Annotated in this window: 14 protein-coding genes and 3 pseudogenes; 8 read left to right on the top strand and 9 right to left on the bottom strand. The window is 39.9% G+C overall.

All coding sequences use genetic code 11. The features are described 5' to 3' along the window. The first annotated feature begins 112 nt into the window (after positions 1-112). On the top strand, positions 113-874 hold the full coding sequence (locus AAC853_RS07335; protein ID WP_340613462.1) for an IS5 family transposase: 762 nt from the start codon (positions 113-115) through the stop codon (positions 872-874). 130 nt (positions 875-1004) lie between these two features. Here the strand turns inward: AAC853_RS07335 and AAC853_RS07330 are convergent, their stop codons facing one another. Next, positions 1005-6338 (bottom strand): autotransporter outer membrane beta-barrel domain-containing protein, encoded by a 5334-nt coding sequence (locus AAC853_RS07330; RefSeq protein WP_340614099.1) that lies wholly within the window; start codon positions 6336-6338, stop codon positions 1005-1007. A gap of 319 nt (positions 6339-6657) precedes the next feature. Between AAC853_RS07330 and AAC853_RS07325 the strand changes: the two are divergent. Next, positions 6658-7535 (top strand): annotated as a pseudogene (locus AAC853_RS07325) (IS630 family transposase); the annotation flags it as partial. A 5-nt stretch (positions 7536-7540) separates the two neighbouring features. Here the strand turns inward: AAC853_RS07325 and AAC853_RS07320 are convergent. Further along, a pseudogene (locus AAC853_RS07320) lies at positions 7541-8344 on the bottom strand (IS5 family transposase). 58 nt (positions 8345-8402) lie between these two features. Between AAC853_RS07320 and AAC853_RS07315 the strand changes: the two are divergent. The 5 genes and pseudogenes from AAC853_RS07315 to AAC853_RS07295 all read left to right on the top strand — a co-directional run. Then, a pseudogene (locus AAC853_RS07315) lies at positions 8403-8561 on the top strand (IS630 family transposase); the annotation flags it as partial. 269 nt (positions 8562-8830) lie between these two features. Further along, positions 8831-10345, top strand: coding sequence for a hypothetical protein (locus tag AAC853_RS07310; RefSeq protein ID WP_340614098.1), 1515 nt, complete (start codon positions 8831-8833; stop codon positions 10343-10345). Positions 10346-10509: 164 nt separating this feature from the next. After that, positions 10510-11199, top strand: coding sequence for a hypothetical protein (locus tag AAC853_RS07305; RefSeq protein ID WP_340614097.1), 690 nt, complete (start codon positions 10510-10512; stop codon positions 11197-11199). A 2-nt stretch (positions 11200-11201) separates the two neighbouring features. Then, a complete protein-coding gene (locus tag AAC853_RS07300) occupies positions 11202-11624 on the top strand; it encodes a hypothetical protein (RefSeq protein ID WP_340614096.1) in 423 nt (140 codons plus the stop codon). 228 nt (positions 11625-11852) lie between these two features. After that, positions 11853-12614, top strand: a complete 762-nt coding sequence (locus AAC853_RS07295) for an IS5 family transposase (RefSeq protein WP_340614095.1) — start codon at positions 11853-11855, stop codon at positions 12612-12614. 328 nt (positions 12615-12942) lie between these two features. Here AAC853_RS07295 and AAC853_RS07290 read toward each other — a convergent pair whose 3' ends face one another. The 3 genes from AAC853_RS07290 to AAC853_RS07280 form a co-directional block, all read right to left on the bottom strand. Next, complete coding sequence (locus AAC853_RS07290; RefSeq protein ID WP_340614094.1) at positions 12943-13296, bottom strand: alcohol dehydrogenase catalytic domain-containing protein; 354 nt, start codon at positions 13294-13296, stop codon at positions 12943-12945. A gap of 381 nt (positions 13297-13677) precedes the next feature. Next, a complete protein-coding gene (locus tag AAC853_RS07285; RefSeq protein WP_340614093.1) occupies positions 13678-14853 on the bottom strand; it encodes an MFS transporter in 1176 nt (391 codons plus the stop codon). 402 nt (positions 14854-15255) lie between these two features. Further along, positions 15256-15648, bottom strand: coding sequence for a hypothetical protein (locus AAC853_RS07280; protein WP_340614092.1), 393 nt, complete (start codon positions 15646-15648; stop codon positions 15256-15258). A gap of 209 nt (positions 15649-15857) precedes the next feature. Here AAC853_RS07280 and AAC853_RS07275 point away from each other — a divergent pair, with 209 nt between their 5' ends. Continuing rightward, on the top strand, positions 15858-16736 hold the full coding sequence (locus AAC853_RS07275) for a LysR family transcriptional regulator (protein ID WP_340614091.1): 879 nt from the start codon (positions 15858-15860) through the stop codon (positions 16734-16736). A gap of 493 nt (positions 16737-17229) precedes the next feature. Here the strand turns inward: AAC853_RS07275 and AAC853_RS07270 are convergent, their stop codons facing one another. Genes AAC853_RS07270 through AAC853_RS07255 form a run of 4 tightly spaced genes read right to left on the bottom strand, consistent with a single transcriptional unit; the run spans position 17230 to position 19180 of the window. Then, the gene (locus AAC853_RS07270) at positions 17230-17604 is read right to left on the bottom strand and encodes a prepilin-type N-terminal cleavage/methylation domain-containing protein (protein ID WP_338884382.1); all 375 of its coding nucleotides are present in this window, start codon (positions 17602-17604) and stop codon (positions 17230-17232) included. Then, positions 17601-18044 carry a YgdB family protein gene (locus tag AAC853_RS07265; protein WP_340614090.1) on the bottom strand — a complete coding sequence of 148 codons (444 nt, stop codon included), beginning with the start codon at positions 18042-18044 and terminating at the stop codon, positions 17601-17603. The genes AAC853_RS07270 and AAC853_RS07265 overlap by 4 nt, the downstream gene beginning before the upstream one ends. Before the next feature lie 22 nt (positions 18045-18066). After that, on the bottom strand, positions 18067-18678 hold the full coding sequence (locus AAC853_RS07260) for a prepilin peptidase-dependent protein (RefSeq protein WP_340614089.1): 612 nt from the start codon (positions 18676-18678) through the stop codon (positions 18067-18069). Continuing rightward, positions 18665-19180, bottom strand: a complete 516-nt coding sequence (locus AAC853_RS07255; protein WP_338884378.1) for a prepilin peptidase-dependent protein — start codon at positions 19178-19180, stop codon at positions 18665-18667. Before AAC853_RS07255 ends, AAC853_RS07260 begins: the two co-directional genes overlap by 14 nt. Between the last annotated feature and the right edge of the window lie 363 nt (positions 19181-19543).

Here is a 19543-nt window from a genome sequence, read left to right as displayed (position 1 = left end):
ACTTTGTTGCTTCAATACAACTAGGGCGTGTTGACGTTTTGAAAGGGGAATTTGAACAGCATGATGATCTGGTATCATTGTCTTCGCGAAAAAACCATTACTCCAGCTCATCATGCCAAGAACAATGTTATCAAAATCTTTATGGAATACGCTAGCTGTATTGATGCAACAACATGGATGCATTTACTACAAAGAAGAACATTACCTAACTTTCGAAGGGATACTTTATCGAATGAGAACGGGATGTCCGTGGCGGGATTTACCCGAGGAATTCGGAAAATGGAATACCCTTTTTAAGCGTTTCAATGCCTGGTCAAAAAAAGGGGTTTTTGCGCTATTATTCAAATTATTATCTGAGAATACGGATACCGAGTGGTTATTCATTGATGGCAGTATTGTGCGTGCTCATCAACACAGTTCAGGAGCCGTATCACCGGAAGATGAAGCCATTGGCAAGAGTCGGGGTGGGCGTTCTACAAAAATTCATTTGGCTGTAGACAGTTACGGGCTGCCCGTGCATTTTGAGCTGTCAGGGGGCCAAACACATGACATTGTCCATGCGGAAAGTTTAGTTGCACATTCACCCACATCCGATTTTGTGATTGCGGATAAAGGTTACGAGAGTAACGTGTTCAGAAGATTCGTTGAAAAACGAGGTTCGAAAACAGTGATTCCTTATCGAAAAAACAGCCGAAAATCAGATAAGAATATTGATGATGTTTTATACCGTTATCGGCATTTGGTCGAAAATGCGTTTGCCAGAATAAAACATTTTCGAGCTATTGCGACAAGATACGATAAATTAGCCCGAAATTATGCCAGCATGTTGGCGCTGGCATTTGTCATGATATGGCTACCCATGTGGGTTGAGTAAATGATAAACGGTAAACGTCAACACGCCCTAGCTATTACTAAAAAAACAATTGTACCAAAATGAAATAAGCATTCTCACCGTGGGGTATCATCCCCACGGTTTTAACTTGACACCAATAGCACTCTCTTAATCACCACGTCATTCTTAGCCCAATTTTCGCACTCAGTTCATAGCTGTCAAAATTATTCAGGCTGGTGTTGACGGAAGTCTGACCATAGATGAAAGAATTTCCATCATTCCAATTGTAGGAACCCCCGATACCTGTCTCAGCCCAAGTGCGGTCATTCCCCCCGTGAAAGGCAACATTTGCAACATCAACCGCATCATTACGCCCCAGCAGCTCTTGGCGAAGATTGAACAGGCCGTAAAGATTAGCGGCTTTTTCAGCCTTGCCCTGATCTTCGCTCCACTTTTGGCTGTAGTCTATCGTCGCACCTATGCGCAATTTCACATTCCTACTTTGATCAAAGCGGACTTTGGCTCCAAATGTATCATAGAAGTCATTCATATTGATGGCAGAATGCACAAGCTGTACTTGCGGAGTCAGCGACCATTTTGGGGTCAAATCAAACCGTTGCCCTGCTTCCAGACCCAATGCATATCCCAGAGCAGACTTATTATTCCCCAGTTGACGACTGGCCGTCTTTGAATCCAAGTCATTTTCAAAGTAGGTAAGCTGCGTTAAGCCATCCAGATAAAACCCATTATTGCCATACCATGTACCTGTCACACCTATCGTGTAACCATTCGCACGGATTTTACCTTCACCATGCACGGAGTCCACGTTTGCATTAATATTCGAATATTGCAGGAAACCACCACCAACCACTGAGCCGTGGTCATTTTCATACAAGCGGCCGTCTATGCCGATTTGAGCACGAGCCATGTTATAGGTGATATCGCCAGCTCCAGATGTGGTGATGCGGGGTGATAATCTGCCGTAAGAAGCTGCCATCCGTCCCCATGTGCCACTGGGCAATGATGGGTTTGTGCTATCGTCTGCGCTATCCTCGTCAGCAGTGGTTCTGAAGCTATTCACACCCCGCAGTTTGTCCTCACGCCCGCCAACTCGTCCATGCAAAGACTCAGGCATATTCAGGGTCTGTAAAACTCGTCCATAAGCCTCGTAAACGCTAACGCCAGCATGATAGAGTTGTTGTGGCTTTGGTAGAGGATCTGGGTTGGGTTTTTGACTGGTCAGCGACGAGCGCAGATACCAATTTCCATCCAAATTATCAATACCATTCTTATGAAGCCGGTAAGCATAGGCACCGATCACAACGGCTTGCTCTCCCTTATAACTATAATCACCAACCAAACTGAAAATGCCATCCGACGTGCCTTTCACATCAACAACCTTGATGCCTTCAGTCGTCGGTGCCCCCGCGCCGCCGACATTTTTGATAACGAGATGAGTTGTGCCAGATGTGCTGCCGTTCACCACCAGTCTGTCAGTCTTTGAGTTATCGCCTTCCAACACGGTCGATAAATTCACTATACCGTTATTACCGCTATAGTTACCTGCGATCACCAGTGTACGCCCTACGGCTTTGTCATCTCCACCAGCCAAGACTGTGCCACTGTTATTCAAAGCGGAAATAGTCGTATTAAATCCGCCCATATCAAGCTTACCATGTTGCCCGATTGTATAAGACGAATCTGCACTGAAAGCCCTTTCCGATCCTTGGTGAAGCGTCCCTTTCTGTACTTCCGTCGTGCCTGTATAGTTGTTAATGCCGGTCAGAAGGGTTGTACCGTTACCCGCCTGCACCATTTGCCCTTGCCCTTTTAGGGAACCGGAAAATGCCATTTGATCAGCACGGTTGAAAACCAGTTTCGTACCTTCCCCACTTTCGACCAATCCGGTAAGGGTTCCGCTGCTATGTCCATCACCGATTTGCAAAATGCCATGACGAATTACTATACCACCAGAATGGATATTCGTGCCGGTAAGCACCAGCGTCCCTTTACCCTTTTGAATAAGTTTGCCCTCGCCAGTAATATTGCCGCCAAATGTCACAGCATCTGCGCGGTCAAAAGCCAGCGTCCCTTTACTGCCTGTGACCACATCACCGGAAATACTGCCTTTAGTACCACCGTCACCTATCTGGAGGACACCCTGCGTCACTTTCGTGCCGCCCGAATGAGCATTCGTGCCGGTAAGCGCCAGCGTCCCTTTACCCTTTTGAATAAGTTTGCCTTCGCCGGTGATATTGCCGCCAAATGTCACAGCATCTGCGCGGTCAAAAGCCAGCGTCCCTTTACTGCCTGTGACCACATCATCGGAAATACTGCCCTGGGTGCCGCCGTCCCCTATCTGGAGGATACCCTGCGTCACTGTCGTGCCGCCCGAATGAGCATTCGTGCCGGTAAGCACCAGCGTCCCTTTACCCTTTTGAATAAGTTTGCCCTCGCCAGTAATATTGCCGCCAAATGTCACAGCATCTGCGCGGTCAAAAGCCAGCGTCCCTTTACTGCCTGTGACCACATCACCGGAAATACTGCCTTTAGTACCACCGTCACCTATCTGGAGGACACCCTGCGTCACTTTCGTGCCGCCGGTGTACTTATTCTCACCTTTCAAAACCAACGTCCCGTCATCCGTTGTCTCAAGTGTAGCCGACCCTGTCAGGGTTGATTCAATCGTGGCAACCCTACCAGCAGTTGACTTATTACCCGTTCCAACACGAATTTTGGCGCTGCCTGTTTTATCATTCTCTAAGACCAGAGAACCGCCAGTGATTTTATAGCCATCGGCGCTAAACTGCATACCATTTACAGTGATATTGCCGCCGCTATTATCTACCTGCACAGTCCCTGCGGTCCCTGAGAAAATGGCAAACTGGTCAGTGCCTTTCCAACTGGCATTGGAATTGCCTGTTTTTGACGTCCAGTTATCATTTCCACCTATCTGCCAAATACCATCACCACCATCAATGGCATTATTGTTGTGTTTACTGATGTCACCACCATCCCAATAGTTCAGAAGCATACCACCAGTATTGATGAGATAGACTTTATGGTTTTTATTTGTACCGAGAGAGAGTGAGTTCGGTTTTCCGCCAGTGAACGTCATTCCGTTATCGGTTAAGGTGCCACCATAATGGAATATATCGTATTCACCTGCTGCTAATCCGCCAAGATCCGTGACATTAAGTGTTCCTGCCAGTGTCAAATTACCACGAACATCAAATAATACCGGCGCGGATGTATCTTCTGCCCCAAGCGAAATATTCACATTTGCGCCGCTACTGAGAATAAGATCGTTGTTAAACGTCAGAGTATCGCCTTGTTTTCCTGTAAGGTAACCGCCGCTTTCAATCGTTGTTTTACCCCCAACTATGCCTGTGCCATTAACAGTCCCTCCATTTTTAACATTGAAAGCCGAAGTTGTTGTGCCTAGCTGTCCATCAACGATAAGAGTCCCCCTTTCAACATGCGTTGATCCTGTAAAAGCCGAGGAATCCGAACTTAGCCTCGTTACGCCAGCGCCAATTTTATCGATATGACCACTTCCAGAAATAACACCCTCAAAATTGGTTGTCCCACCCAGATTGAGCGCCAAGGTGCCTTTGTTTAAAATATCGCTTTTGGTCAGGTTTCCGGTCGTTCCACCATGACCGAGTTGTAACGTTGCGCCATTGCCAATGCTAGTCTGACCCGAGTAGGTACTGTCACTGGTTATGACAGCTTTGCCGCCGGCGATCTCCAGAGTACCTGTCCCACTCATCTCACCATCCAATGTAGCTACACTGTCCTTTGCACCATGAATAATCACTGTCCCTTGATTGTTAATCCCGGCAAGAAAAAGTTTACCAATTTTAGCTCCATCACCGAATCTTAGTGATCCTGATTTCACAGTGATTGGCTTGCCGGTTTTGATATTACCGGTCAACGTCAGAGCATTAGCGCCCATTTGAGAAATAGAGCCGTTTCCATCAATATCAATGGCAAAGTCAGTAATAGGATCGGTATGAGAAAAAGCCAGTATTCCGTTCCGCCCGAGCGTAACTTTGGATGTCTTATCAATGCTTCCTGTTGTTCCACTATCGCCTAGTTGCAACGTCCCAGATTCAACGCTTGTTTCACCAATAAAAGTATTTTCTGCTGTCAAAATGGTTGTGCCAATACCGATTTTGTGAATATTGCCTATTCCGCTGATAATATGGTTATATGTTTCTTTACCAGCTTGGTTGAAATGAAGTGTTCCATCATTTGTTATATCACCAGAAATACGTCCTCCATCACCTAGATAAAATTCGCTTCCCTTTAATAAGGTGATCTTACCCACTTTCATATGATGGGTATAATTTTTCAATTTAGTTCCATTGCCATCAATAGTTACAACGGAATCTTTTGTTCCAGTCACATCGCCATCCAGAATAGCTTTGGGACCGGAAAGATAAAGTTTGTCTTTACCAAGAGCCACATTACCCGTAATTGTACCTAAATTGTGGATACCGTTAGTAATCGCGCCTGAATTGTGAATACCGTTGGTAATCGCACCAGAATTGTAAATACCATCGGAAATGGTTCCCATATTATTTATAGCAAACTTATCCCCTTTTATTTCGCCACTATCCGTATTCGAGATACTACCAATTACTCCTTTATCATCAATAAATATTCCATTTTGTTTTCCATAGACTAAAGAGGCATTAGTAATCTTTGTAATATTAGATGCAGTTTTAGATTTTGATATTTTTTCTCCAGTGACACGAATAGCATCCTGTTCAGCAATAATACCTTTGCTTTCTAAATTATTAGATAAATTCTCTATAGTTCCCCCACCGGCAACATGAATGCCATCTTCGATACCAGTCACAGTTCCATCATTATTAATCGTTTTAATCTTAGATAAATAATCAACATGAATTCCATTTACATTTCCCTTATTTCGATTAATTATTTCTGTTACATTCCCATACATGCCATCTAAGTCTCCTATTCCTTGTGCAGCATCGACATATATGGAGTAATTGCTAGTTCCATTTTTAAACTTTATTGTTCCATTATTATCTAATGTATTTAGCTGGCCCGAAATCCACAGTGCAGCATAGGCTCCATCTATAATCCCATGTTCGCTATTAACTATTTTTTCAACAGAACCAGTATGGGTTACATTAACTCCAATATATCCATATAACATACCAAAGTTATTTACCTCATTGGCAGAGATAGGTTGAGAGAAATTATCATCATTACCAATATTAACAGCATTGTATTCGTAATGATAATTACTGGATGAGTCGGAACCTACAGGCACAACAATCGATTTTCCATCTTCGATTACCACAGTTTCATGGCTTACAAGGTTACAGGAGTCTTTTTTGATGAAATCAATTTTCGTGGTTCCATTCAGGGTTCCACATGATGAATCTGCGGTTGCGTTGGTATTTATTCCTGTAAAAAGACATGCTATTTTGATAGCTAGTGACAATACCGAGTAATTGTATTTTTTCATGAGTAGAATTACCAAATAATTTTCACATATGATTTAAGGTTAGAGGCTTTTTACCAAGATGTCGATTCTGGGGTCACGTATAGGCAGGGCAAACTGGTCTAAATTGACCACTAAATAGCTTTTCAAAATGATAGGAGTACTCCTTATCCCGCGTGACACGTGGGGTAAGGAACACAGCATGCTGATACTCTCACTATTATGAAAAGGTATATAGGATCAAATAAGCTTTCAAAATAGTAGGTCACTTGAAGGGAACTCAGTCCAATTTTTGCGATCTGATTAATCGCCAAATCAAAAAAATCCCAAAATGGACTGAGTGATGCGAATCATAGCACTAATACCCCGAAATGAACGACGTCAGATGAAAAAATTTATTCATAAAACCCGGGATAAAGATTATGCCCGCCGACTCATGGCACTCTTGATGTTACATGAAGGTCAGACCGTTTCTTACATCGCCAGAACCCTTCATTGTTCACGTTCTTCCGTCCATCGCTGGATAAATTGGTTAACGTTATATAGGCTGGAAGGATTAAAAAGCTTACCGAGAGGAAGGCCTGCTCGATGGAATTTAGCCTCGATTTTTAGCTTGTTGTCGTTCTTATTATCACACTCCCCGCAGGATTTTGACGTTTGCGTTCACGCTGGAGTATTGAACTTATCACTCAGATAATCAATGAATTATTAGGGTTATCACTGTCGAAAAGTACGCTTTATCGTTACTTTTGTCAGGTGGGTATTGTCTGGCGAAGAGCGGCGCCTACTGTCAAAAAGCCTGATCCGGAGTATGACGAAAAAATGGCAAAAATCACCGAAGCCTTAGCCAACGCATCAGAGCAACATCTTGTTTTTTATGAAGATGAAGTGGATATCGATCTGAATCCTAAAATCGGGGCAGACTGGTGTCTAAAAGGACAACAAAAACGCGTGATGACACCAGGGAAAAATCAAAAGCACTCCCTTGCAGGTTGCCTTGAGGTACGAACAGGTCAAGTGACTTATGTCTGTGGTATAAAGAAAAACGCTGATCTATTTATCAAAATGTTAGATAAAATTAATCGTCAGTATCGCCAAGCCAAAAGTATCACGTTAATTTTAGATAATTATGGTATTCACAAAAGCCATAAGGTCAGGGAATGGCTAAAACAAAATCCTCAATTTAACCTGTTATTTTTACCGGTCTATTCGCCATGGCTAAGAGCCTATCCCAATAGGACTTTATTCCAGACAATGATGCTACATGCAAAATGCAGTATCGCCTCATAGTTTTCGACCTTCTTTTCCCATCGGGTCAGGATCCGGCGAAAACGATTCATCCAGCTATGAGTCCTCTCGACGACTCAACGATGGGCCTTAAAATCCGTGGCCTTACTGGCTTCCGATTCCTCTTTACGGGACTGGATATGAGGTTCATAGCAACGGCTTTTCAGATATGACTCCAGCCATTCGGCTTCGTAACCTTTGTCCAGGCAGAGGTTGAGTCTTCTCCCGGGTCTGCCCGTCTGAAGCGCATCAAGGGTATCAGCGGCCATCTTTATGTCGTGAGTATTTGCTCCTGCGACCACCAATGAGAGCGGGAGTCCGTTCGCATCGGTCAGCAGGCTGCGCTTTACGCCCTGTTTTCCCCGGTCTGCGGGGTTATGACCTGTTTTTTGAACCCGCCAGCGGGGATTTTGTCATGCAGCCATCCATCGACAACCATGATCAGTCAATGCCATCCAGTTGTTCGCAAGCCAGCAACCCGTTCTGCCAGAAGCGTTCAAAAACCCCGGCATCACGCCACTCCTGAAAGCGGCGGTGTGCTGAGCTTGACGAGCATATTCCGGTGGCATTGAGGGCATTCCACTGACAACCGATTCTGAGAACAAAGAAAATAGCGTTCATTGCAGCGCGATTATCAACCCGCTTGCGATGTGTACCCAGCGGATGCTGAGTTTTATGTTCGGGGATGAGTGGGACATTTTCTCCCAAAGTTCATCGCTGATCTGCCACTTGTTGCCCGCCATACTTTGCCCTCAGAAATTGCCATTATTTATTAACTGACAGTTCCTTTTGGGATAGGTTCTAAATAAGATTGAACGCTTGTGGCAATCCTTGCATGAAACCGTCACCCGAAATCATTGTTGCCAATATATGTGGCAGCTCATCAAAAGAGTTAAGATTTTCTTGAATACCGCTTTAGCGACCTGTTGGAAAAGAATAGGAAATATGAAACTCTCATAATTATGAAAAGTTATATATTTAAAAATAACTTTATCCTAAAAACATTCACAACAATAAAGTTATTTTTTAATAAATCACCTATTATTTTTATTATCATCATTTCTGCCATTTAAATATTGATCGTTAATTTAATTAAGTGTAATGTGTAAGTGCAAAGCTCAAAAATCCTTTTCTAAAATAGACATTAATTTCCAATTTAAAATGTTGATTATATTTATACGGTATATATTTCATCTGAAATTAATCTAACACTTTTAAAAGGTGATGTAATGGCAACACTTACAATAACTCCTGTAAATAATACAAAGGTTATCAAAGGCCAACCATTTAGTGTTACTGCAAAGATAGTTGGTGAAACTGGTATGATTCCGGGTACTACAACAGTTAAAGTGACTAAATCAACGGGAGCGACATTATTAAGTACAATGCCCGGTCTGGTTTCTCAGGGAGTTTTTTCCCAAACTTTAATATTTATGGCTGACAAAAACGCTAAAACTTGTGACATCGATTTCACTACTAATACAGCAAACCATCCAAAATCAACAGCTACTTATGACATTGATGATAATCCAGACTTTATACTAGAGACATGTATACTGAGAGGTGCATCGGTTTATTTGTACGACCCAAATCCGATTGGATTAACAGGCATTGGACCTACTAGTAACAATCCATTTATTTCGGCATCTATCAATCCAACAGTAAGAAAAAGTGGCCCAATTTCAAACTATGAAATTCCGCTTAGAGTAACAGCGCCCCTGCGAATATATAGAGAGAGTAGCCATGAAGAAATATTCCCTTACCATATAGACAAAGAAAATAGTTATTATTATTATCTGATTAAGAAAACCTCAACCGAGGCCGTGAACCTAAAAATTTATGCAACTCAAGATGTACATAAATTTGTTGAACTTGATGTAGTATTAAATGATGAAGAAGGTGTTCAACAACAAGTCATATTTGTTACGACAGAGCTAACTCAAGAGTCCGACAATCTTCTACCACCAAAGATTGAAGAATCTATGTATTCTTCTACTTTAACTAGGCCGGCGCATACAGATAATTTTACGTTCATGATACCAGCCTACAAAGGTGCCAAAAGAGGTGATTTTGTTATTGGGTTTGTGACAGATGACAAAACAAATCTCTTTAAGCAAGAACTTTTCATCGCGCAGATAACAAATAATAACGATGAATTTTATAAATTTGAAGCTCCTTATAGCGACTTGTACTCGGGAGATAATCATATAAGTTATATTGCTCTTCCCGAAACAGGCTTTCCAGCAAGATCCAACCTTCATTTCATAACTTATGATAACGGTGGTATTAATGGCCCGAGTTCTAATGATGAAAACAGAACTCTAGTTGAACCCGAGGTATACGATCAAGATGGGCAATTTATTAGTCTATATGATCCAATTAATCTCTATAGCATCGGTCAGAAAAAAGGCCTTGAAATCAGATTGCCATCTGACCCTAACGATTACGACCATACTATAGCCGCCGGTGATAAGATAACAATTACCGCCTATATTTCACGTTGCATTGATACTCTACCGGAGAAAAATCGTCCTCTGCCGATTACGGTTCTTTCGAATCATATTGTTAATAATAGTGAAATATCTAATGGCTATTTTAATTTTCAACTAACTGCTGACAAGTTAATTGGGTATGCTGTTGCAGATGATTATGATGTAGGGTTAATCACAATTGTCTATAATCGCCTTGCTCCGCCCCAAAAATCGAAACTTTACACAAGAAGTTTTGGGACTGTTTCACTTTAACCAGAATAGATTACTATAAATAAATACTATAGAAATCTAACTTCAATATATATGTGATTTTTACCCGCGAAACGGGTAAAAATCAGGTTTCATATCGTGTTGTAAATTGCAATTTTAAGTTTAATGCGTAAATTCTTTAATTTAATAGCATGGGGATTTATAATATGTCAGCAAATAATATAATAATGGATGAAGTACTCATCCCTCCAAGTTTACCTCAAAGCCGTAATAATGTTATTGATGAATCAGAACTAGATCAAAAAATACTAGTAGTTATAATCAATAGACATGAAAAATTTCGTGTTGGATATAAAATAATCGTTTATCTGACTTCAGGTATATTTTCAATGCCATATTTCATTACAGACGAAAATATCGATGATTTGACATACCAAATAACTATTCCTTTTTCTGATATTCCTCTCGGAAGTTATAATGTTTTCTACACTGTTACTGATTTATTATATATGGTGACTAAATCTGGTAGTACTCCTGTCTCAATTAATTACTCAGCTTCTCCGCAGCCTCCACAAACATCTCTTGAAGCTGTTCTAGTGATAACTGGATATGAACCAGTCGGTTATGAATATGAAATTCTAACAATTCAGGTTTACGATAAACAAAAGAATGAATTAATTAAAAATACTGATTTTCAATATAAATTAATTCAACCCGTTAATATCATTGACGTTCCTGAAATTGGTTCAAATCCTGATACTAGATATTCAATGACTACAAACGAATATGGAGAGTTTAAAATAAATCTAAAAGGTCAAAAATTTGGGCATTGCATTATACAGGTAACAATTAACAATCTTGTTGGTAACGTAAATCATACTATGGGAGAGTTTTAACTATGGCAATGCAAACACTTTTATTTCCAGCTATAGGGCATGGTGCACGTGTGTCGTTTTTCTTTCAAAGAGTATCTCAATATTATTATTTCGTACAGTTAAAAGACAGTTCTACTGGAAGGCCTTTCGCCACTTGGAATTATCCGTCTCCTGACTATGGAGTTGCTGGTTCATTTGCTTATGATGGAGCACCTGGAAATCTAATATGTACAGTAGATTGCCAACAAAGCCCCCGTCTTGATAATACATGGGCTGAAAACATAATAACACCTAATCCGGAAAGTCCAACTTATGGAACAGTCTATAATGTTGCCTTTAATGATTATAGTGGTCCAATTCAATTCTCTAACTTTTTTATTTCTCTGGTAAGCTGGCCGCTAATCCTTCCTATGGTTCCCGTCCCACCCCCTCCCATGAATATCTGATGGTGATTACCGTGGAATAATTTCCACGGTTTCATTGTATACAGACCCCCCCCCCTCGATTGAATCGGTGAATTTGTTGAGGTTGAAAACCAGCATCACGGGCTATTCTATATTCCTGTGCGCTATTAACTTCAATTAGGGCGTGTTGACGTTTCGTGGAGGGAAGTTTGAACAGCATGATGATCTGGTCTCATTGTCTTCGCGAAAAAACCATTACTCCAGCCCATCATGCCAAGAACAATGTTATCAAAATCTTTATGGAATACGCTAGCTGTATTGATGCAACAACATGGATGCATTTACTACAAAGAAGAACATTACCTAACTTTCGAAGGGATACTTTATCGAATGAGAACGGGATGTCCGTGGCGGGATTTACCCGAGGAATTCGGAAAATGGAATACCCTTTTTAAGCGTTTCAATGCCTGGTCAAAAAAAGGGGTTTTTGCGCTATTATTCAAATTGTTATCTGAGAATACGGATACCGAGTGGTTATTCATTGATGGCAGTATTGTGCGTGCTCATCAACACAGTTCAGGAGCCGTATCACCGGAAGATGAAGCCATTGGCAAGAGTCGGGGTGGGCGTTCTACAAAAATTCATTTGGCTGTAGACAGTTACGGGCTGCCCGTGCATTTTGAGCTGTCAGGGGGCCAAACACATGACATTGTCCATGCGGAAAGTTTAGTTGCACATTCACCCACATCCGATTTTGTGATTGCGGATAAAGGTTACGAGAGTAACGTGTTCAGAAGATTCGTTGAGAAACGAGGTTCGAAAACAGTGATTCCTTATCGAAAAAACAGCCGAAAACCCGATAAAAGTATTGATGAAGTTTTATACTGTTATCGGCATTTGGTCGAAAATGCGTTTGCCAGAATAAAACATTTTCGAGCTATTGCGACAAGATACGATAAATTAGCCCGAAATTATGCCAGCATGTTGGCGCTGGCATTTGTCATGATATGGCTACCCATGTGGGTTGAGTAAATGGTGAACTCAAAACGTCAACAGCCCCTAGCATTACGATCTCAAAAATATTTCGATAATTTTCCACTTCAGTAAGAGCGCTAACTTCATATTCTTCCAATAACTTCCTGTCTAATACGAAATTACGCCGCATTTCACCACGGTTAAATATATGCACTTCTGCTAATAGATGTTTCGCATACATCGAGAACATAATACCTGAACAGACTGCACCAATAATTCCTACTTTTTTCCCTCCAAATTGGGTAATTCTGCAAGTTCCATTAACTTTTTCGTAGCATGAACAAGACAAGCCATTGGTTCTGGCATCCAAATTCTGTGCAGAATGTTATATTTCGGTTACTCGGATGATGGCTTGCTCTAGCACATCCTCCAACCCGTGAACGAAAACATACTCAACGAAACCAGCAGTTCGATTAGGAGTAATATTAGGATTAAAAGTTACTGGCTCACCCTCCTGATATCCAGTACTAATGCCTGCAAAAAACATAATTCCTACAAATTCATGGCCAAAAAGAGAACCACGATCTATTAGAATATCCCGGGAACCAATAATTTCTTTAATAGCGGTACGGCAAACTCCCATATAATCAAGCCTAATCACGAGAGTATCATCACTGAGAATTTGTCGAGGAAAATTTTTTGTGATGCATTTAACTGTACCATTTGAGAGCTCAACCATTTTATAAATATACCAATCCAACTTCAAATTGTAGCTTGCAAGTCAATGTGATTGTTTATATCTCCCCGCTACGCGGGGAGATATAAGACGCATCTTGAAAGGCGATTGGTATAGATGGCAAATACGATATACTAGTTCCTTAAATTTCAATTTATTGATTCATCCAGCCTAGGCCTATATGCTAGTCTTTTAAGTATAATGAATCTTACCTATAAACAAATGGTTAAAGCATAACCGGAGAGCCATAAGAGCCTATTCATAAAAGTTATTTTATTTATTAAATGCCCACCGAAACTGCATCAATCCCATATTGTTTCGATGGTTTAATAGTCACGGGAATAACGCTTACTGGAATAGACATCAATGAGGTATTTATCTTTTTTATTCCAAAACCTGAGCCGTTTTTTGACGACTGAGATACCAAGCCATAACGGTTATAACCAAACTGATAGCAGCCAGTACTGCTCCCGCCAATGGTACAGCACGTATTCCAAATCCTAGCCCAAGCACTGTACCTCCCATCCAAGCGCCTAGACCATTTCCTAGGTTAAATGCAGACACGTTAACTGACAGTGCCAGCGTAGGAGCGGCCATTGCTAACGATTGAATCCGGGCCTGAAGCGACGGAATGATTGAAAACCCAATGGCGCCAAATATAAACAACGTAATAGCTGAGAGAATAGGTACAGGGCTTGTCATCCAGAACACAATAAGTACAATGACTAAACTACTTAATACCGTAGTGACTCCACGCAAGACATGTTTATCCGCTAAGCGACCACCTACGAAGTTGCCAATGATAGCTCCAATGCCAAAAACTACTAGAAGAGCAGAAATTGCAGAGGGACCGAAGTGACTTATATCCATTAGCAGGGGTACTACATAGGTTGAAGCTGTAAATACCGCACCTTGTGCTAGCACCGTAGTGATTACCGCAAAAACAAGCGAGGGGTTATTTAAAGCACTTAATTCCCGACGCATAGCTCCGGGTTTTGATTGTTCAGCTTGAGGCAAATTTGAAGGCATAAATGCTGCCATCAACACTACAGAAATGATTGCAATGATGACAATCACCACAAATGTTGCTCGCCATCCAAAGTTCTGCCCAATAAACGTTCCAAGTGGACTACCTAATGCATTAGCTAAATTAAAACCTAAGGCGATTTTAGCCATTGCGGAACCTTGCTTGTTAACTGGAGATAAAGTTACTGCAAGACTGAATGCTACAGCAACGAATGTTCCATGGCTGATCGATGTTAAAATTCGCGCAACCATTAGCATTTGATAATCAGAGGATAATACAGCCCAAACATTGCCTAAAATGAACGGAAGCATCAGTCCCAGAACCAGAGTCTTGCGTGGTACGCGCGTGGTCAGCAGGGTAACGAACGGTCCAATAATTGTTACACCCAGAGCATATCCAGTAACCAATAGACCTGCATCTGGTAGCGAGACGGAGAGATCTGATGCTACAATCGGCAATAGTCCAGAAATGATAATTTCTGCTGTTCCCAGACAAAAAACACCTAACATTAGTGCGAACAGAATTATGGGCATAAGGAATTCCTTAATACAGTAAGTATGTTGAGTTGAATAAATTTATACACGTGATATATCAAATGTAATATTTTCTTCTACACTCCTGTAGTGTGAACCAGCAAATGCTGAACGGAACTGCTGGTAACTTAAAATTAATTAAGTATCACGTTATTTAACGAATTAAAACGATTACTGAACACTCAACAATTACCAGCTAAAATCAGTGGATTTATTCTTCATATATAAGAATAAAAACGGGTTTAGTAGATTTCGAAATCGCCAATTGGTAAAAACAACTTTCGCAATTAATCATCATTATTGAGTATATATACTTCCTTTATTTATTCTTGGTATAATAAAAATGTATATCCTCAAATATTTTACTAAAAAATATAACTTCTGATTTTATTTAATCGTCTGTCAAATAGGTATCATTTCTAGATTAGAAATATAGTTTCTTAGCCAATATATATCGTACTGAGCACGCTCTAATATACCATCGCGATAGTCGTTCTCTAGCACTAACGCATCAAGAGCAATATTTCTCCTACTTAATTCGGCAAGAGTATCCAAAACAGCAATCTCCCCACTACTGGTTAATAAACTCACGGTAGCCGCATTGGATATGTTAGTTCTCCTCGCAGATGTACATGTACGAGCCAAAGCCGGATTATTGGAGTTAAGTATATCTTTAACTACAGATACATGATAATCAATATCTTGAGTCGCATGCATATTCCAAGTTAGAACTGTGTTTTTAGCTAAAGGTGAACGATAATAAGGTAAGCTCGATAATGAATAAGAAAAACTCATACTTTTCCCTTTTATATGTATCTAACTATTGTTTATGTAATCCGTATAACTAGTGAGATAACTGATTAAATCTATTAGTTATATCCTTAGAAGTAACACTTTTTAGCACACCAATAACTTTACAACAATTTATGATATAGAATAACCCAGTATTCATTCCAGACTATGCTGCCAGATTCGGCAGCAATCCATAATCTGAAGGGTAAGACATGATAGATTCGCTCTCTGCAATTTCTGTATTTGTCAAGGTGGCGCAGGTAAGAAGCTTTGTTTCTGCAGGACGTGCTTTGGGACTTAGTGCATCTGCAGTCGGTAAACGTGTAACTAGCCTAGAAAACAGCGTAGGAGCACGACTCTTGCAGCGAAATACTCGTAGGATTTCTCTTACATATGAAGGGGAACTCTTTTTGAGTCATGCAGTATACATACTTGAAGAAGTAGATAACATTCAAAAAAAAATACTTTCGTCCACTGAAAATCCAGTTGGAAAACTAAAAATTAGTATAGCTCCAATCCCTAATCTTTTTAGTGAAAAATTCAATGATTTTTTGAAGGAACATAGAGAAATTGAAATTGAATTTGACTTCACAGAACAATTTGTTGATTTAGTTGGGGGAAATTATGATGCCGCGTTGCGAGTTGGTAATGATCCCGATGGTAATTTACGTTCTCACTACATAGGAGATATTGATAGTATTATTGTAGCAAGCCCTAACTATTTAAAGAGTTACGGTCATCCCAAAAAAGTAGAAGATCTTTTATCTCACTCATTAATTCATTACCGATCAAAAAATACAGGAATAATTCAGCAATGGCCTTTGCAAAACATAAAATCTTTACACCTACCTAAAACGATTATATGCAATGATATTGACACACGAATAAAATTAGTTCTAAGTGGAGTTGGGATAGCATACTTACCTCACGTGTCAATTAAAAATTATATTGACTCAGGAGAACTTTGTACTGTACTTGATGAATATATTATTGATGCAAGCACACCTATTTATGTGATATGGCCTTATGCTCATCGTTATTCCCTACGCCAACGACTATTAATAGATTATCTTAAGAAATTAAAGTTATAAATATAAGAGAGTAACACGTAGTACAATACTGATGAGTTACGCTTATCTTCTCCGCTTGATCGGGTTAATGTATTAGTCTGGTCAAGTGGAGAGCTTATGAGGATAGTACATTTTTATTTTTTTCTGTTGGTATTTACTATTGGACTTTATCAAAATCAATTTCTGACCATTCAACGTTACGCAATTCACTGGGGCTAACGCCAATTATCGTTTGTCTCACTTGATTGCCAAATCTGTCAGATTCATAAATCACTAACCTTGTATAGGTAAGTTATGTAGGGAAATTTTATACAATAAATTGCAGATATTCAGAAAGACAGCAGTAGACCACAATAAAATTAAAACAATATAATTAATTTTTATTTATACCAATCTAACTTCAAGATGCATGTGATTTCTCCCCGCAAAGCGGGGAGAAATCAGGTTTCATATCGTGTTGTAAATTGCAACTTGAAGTTTAATGCATATAAATAATTTACCTTAGTAGACCATATTAGATTTCAATCTTATGCCTCCCACTTGCACAAAACCAGCGTTCCAATTTACTTAGTTTATTGTAATGTACTGTCAGCTTAATCGTTACCTGATAGCACCCCCAAGAACGAAATTCTCGCTGAACTTCCACTTTCCATCCCCGCTGTATAGCTGTCTCCTCTTCTTTCTGCAAATCAATCTGGCCTGACAAACGTTCATACTGTTCCAATTGATTATGGGCATATCGTACTGCCTTAAGCTGCCCCCAATATTGCTGAAAGTTGGTTGACAGTACTTGATGGTAACGCACTAAACCCAATAAAGAGATTGCAAATACGGCTGACGCAATCATGACTTCCGGTAAACTCATCCCCTCTTGTCGTTTGGTTTTCATAAACAAAACTCAGCTTGAGCAACAGGGCAAAAATCCAACCAACCGCTTTCAATAGGAATAAGTATATCTTGATTTAACGGTTTCACCTGTTTCATCCATTGATAAAGTTCGAGCTTTTCTCCTGATGCAAATTGAGCAACCCCTTTTAATAAAAAAAGATTGTCTGAATAGTGTTTGAGACAACTTTGCAAATGAAATTCAGTATGTTGTAGACAAACCCAAGCGCTCGTTTCTGGCTGATTGATCTGCCATGATTGCGCTTTTCCCCATATTAATGATGATTCAGCACGCCAAAAAGCCTGCAAATAATTTTGTTCATCCATCATCATAAGCATCGCACTTTCCTGTTGGTAATGGAGCGCTTTCAGCACCATCAAACTCAGCGCCAAGAGCATCATTATCGATATCAGCAGAATATTTCCCTGTTGTTTATCTGCCATCTATTTTCTTTTCCCAATATCTTTATTTTCGGATATTACGCAGCCGAATTGTGGCTCGATGTCGGTAGACAATTGATGGGGATTGCAACCAATGGGCATCAATGGACAAAGTGACAAAAATTTCCCCACTTTTTGCTTGTGATTTCTCAAGATGAAAGGTATCAATGACAATCTCTTTTGGATCAAATAACCTTTCCCAACCACTTTCCTGACAATCGTCTACTCCTCTCTCCCACTCAAGAGCGCGATTATTTAAACGATAACCAAAAAATTCAGACTCTCTATGACCTGCTTTTTCCCATTGATTATTTAAATTGAGATCAAAAGCAACAATAAGACAGGAATTGGCGGTTTCCGTATTTTTACTGTTAATTATCAATGGATCACCTTTGCACTGTTCTCTATCCCGACAATACCCTGCCCGCCGAATATCTTTCTCAATCAAATAAGCTGTTCTGTTCACCAAATAATGTAATCTATATTTACGATAGAGATCGAAAATTTGGCTGGTTAAAACCGGATACGTTTTTGTCATGGCAACAAAAATTACGCTACTGATTAGCAGAGCTACCATTATTTCTAATAAAGAAAATCCTGCTTGTGTTTTTTTGTGGCAAAAGTTAGTCAGAATCATGGGGTTTTATTCCCTCACAATTGGGAAATGAGTTAATTGTATTGCTGCATGTTCTAATTCTCCCACGTCCAGAAACGATAACCCTAATTTTACCTGCTGAGTTTTCCAGAGTGAAACTGGCAGGCATTGCTGTATTTCTGATCCCATAAAAATCAATGCGATCAGTTGTGGAAAATGATAAAAACACATCTTCATGAGGAGAATCAACGCGCTCCCCATCACCTTCATCACAATCAGCTATTTTGGTGACAGACGATATCAAACACCAAGGCTGCCCTGTCACTAACCATAAGATACGATCTTTATTTGAATAATTGGCTAAAGCTTGCTGCCTTTCCATAAAAGACAACACATTATGCACTGCTGATTGCAAATTCTGGCGGCTTTGATATTTCCCCCAATGATATAATCCCCAGGACAAACTCATCGAAATGATGAGCATTGCTATCATTAACTCCAATAAAGTAAACCCATTATGATTGTTAATGTATTTATATTCCATTATTTTCTGACGTTGATCTTCGGTTCAATCTGGTCAAGAGAAATATCGACTATTAGAAGCTAAATGAACAGTACCACTGTTTAATTCTGCGAAGAGATTTGAAGAGAAAATGGAAATTTTATTTTTTTACATTTTTATTGCGTGATGGTTCACAAAGTTAAATCAATATCTTCACCGTGAAAATAAAAAAGAGCAGAATAAAATCCACTCTTTAATTATTCTATTTTAATTAATTCAATACCTTTATTTGTTCAATACCTTTATTTGTTCAATCCAATCCCCATTTTAATTCAAAATAAATTAATGTCATGCTATTTTTTCTGGTATATTTAACCAAAATCCAAATAGTAATAAATAAAAATA

It is taken from the genome of Xenorhabdus thailandensis (genome assembly GCF_037996785.1).
Taxonomy (GTDB): Bacteria; Pseudomonadota; Gammaproteobacteria; order Enterobacterales; family Enterobacteriaceae; genus Xenorhabdus; species Xenorhabdus griffiniae.
The sequence above is the reverse complement of the archived record's forward strand: the minus strand, read 5'-3'. Positions and strand labels throughout refer to the sequence as shown.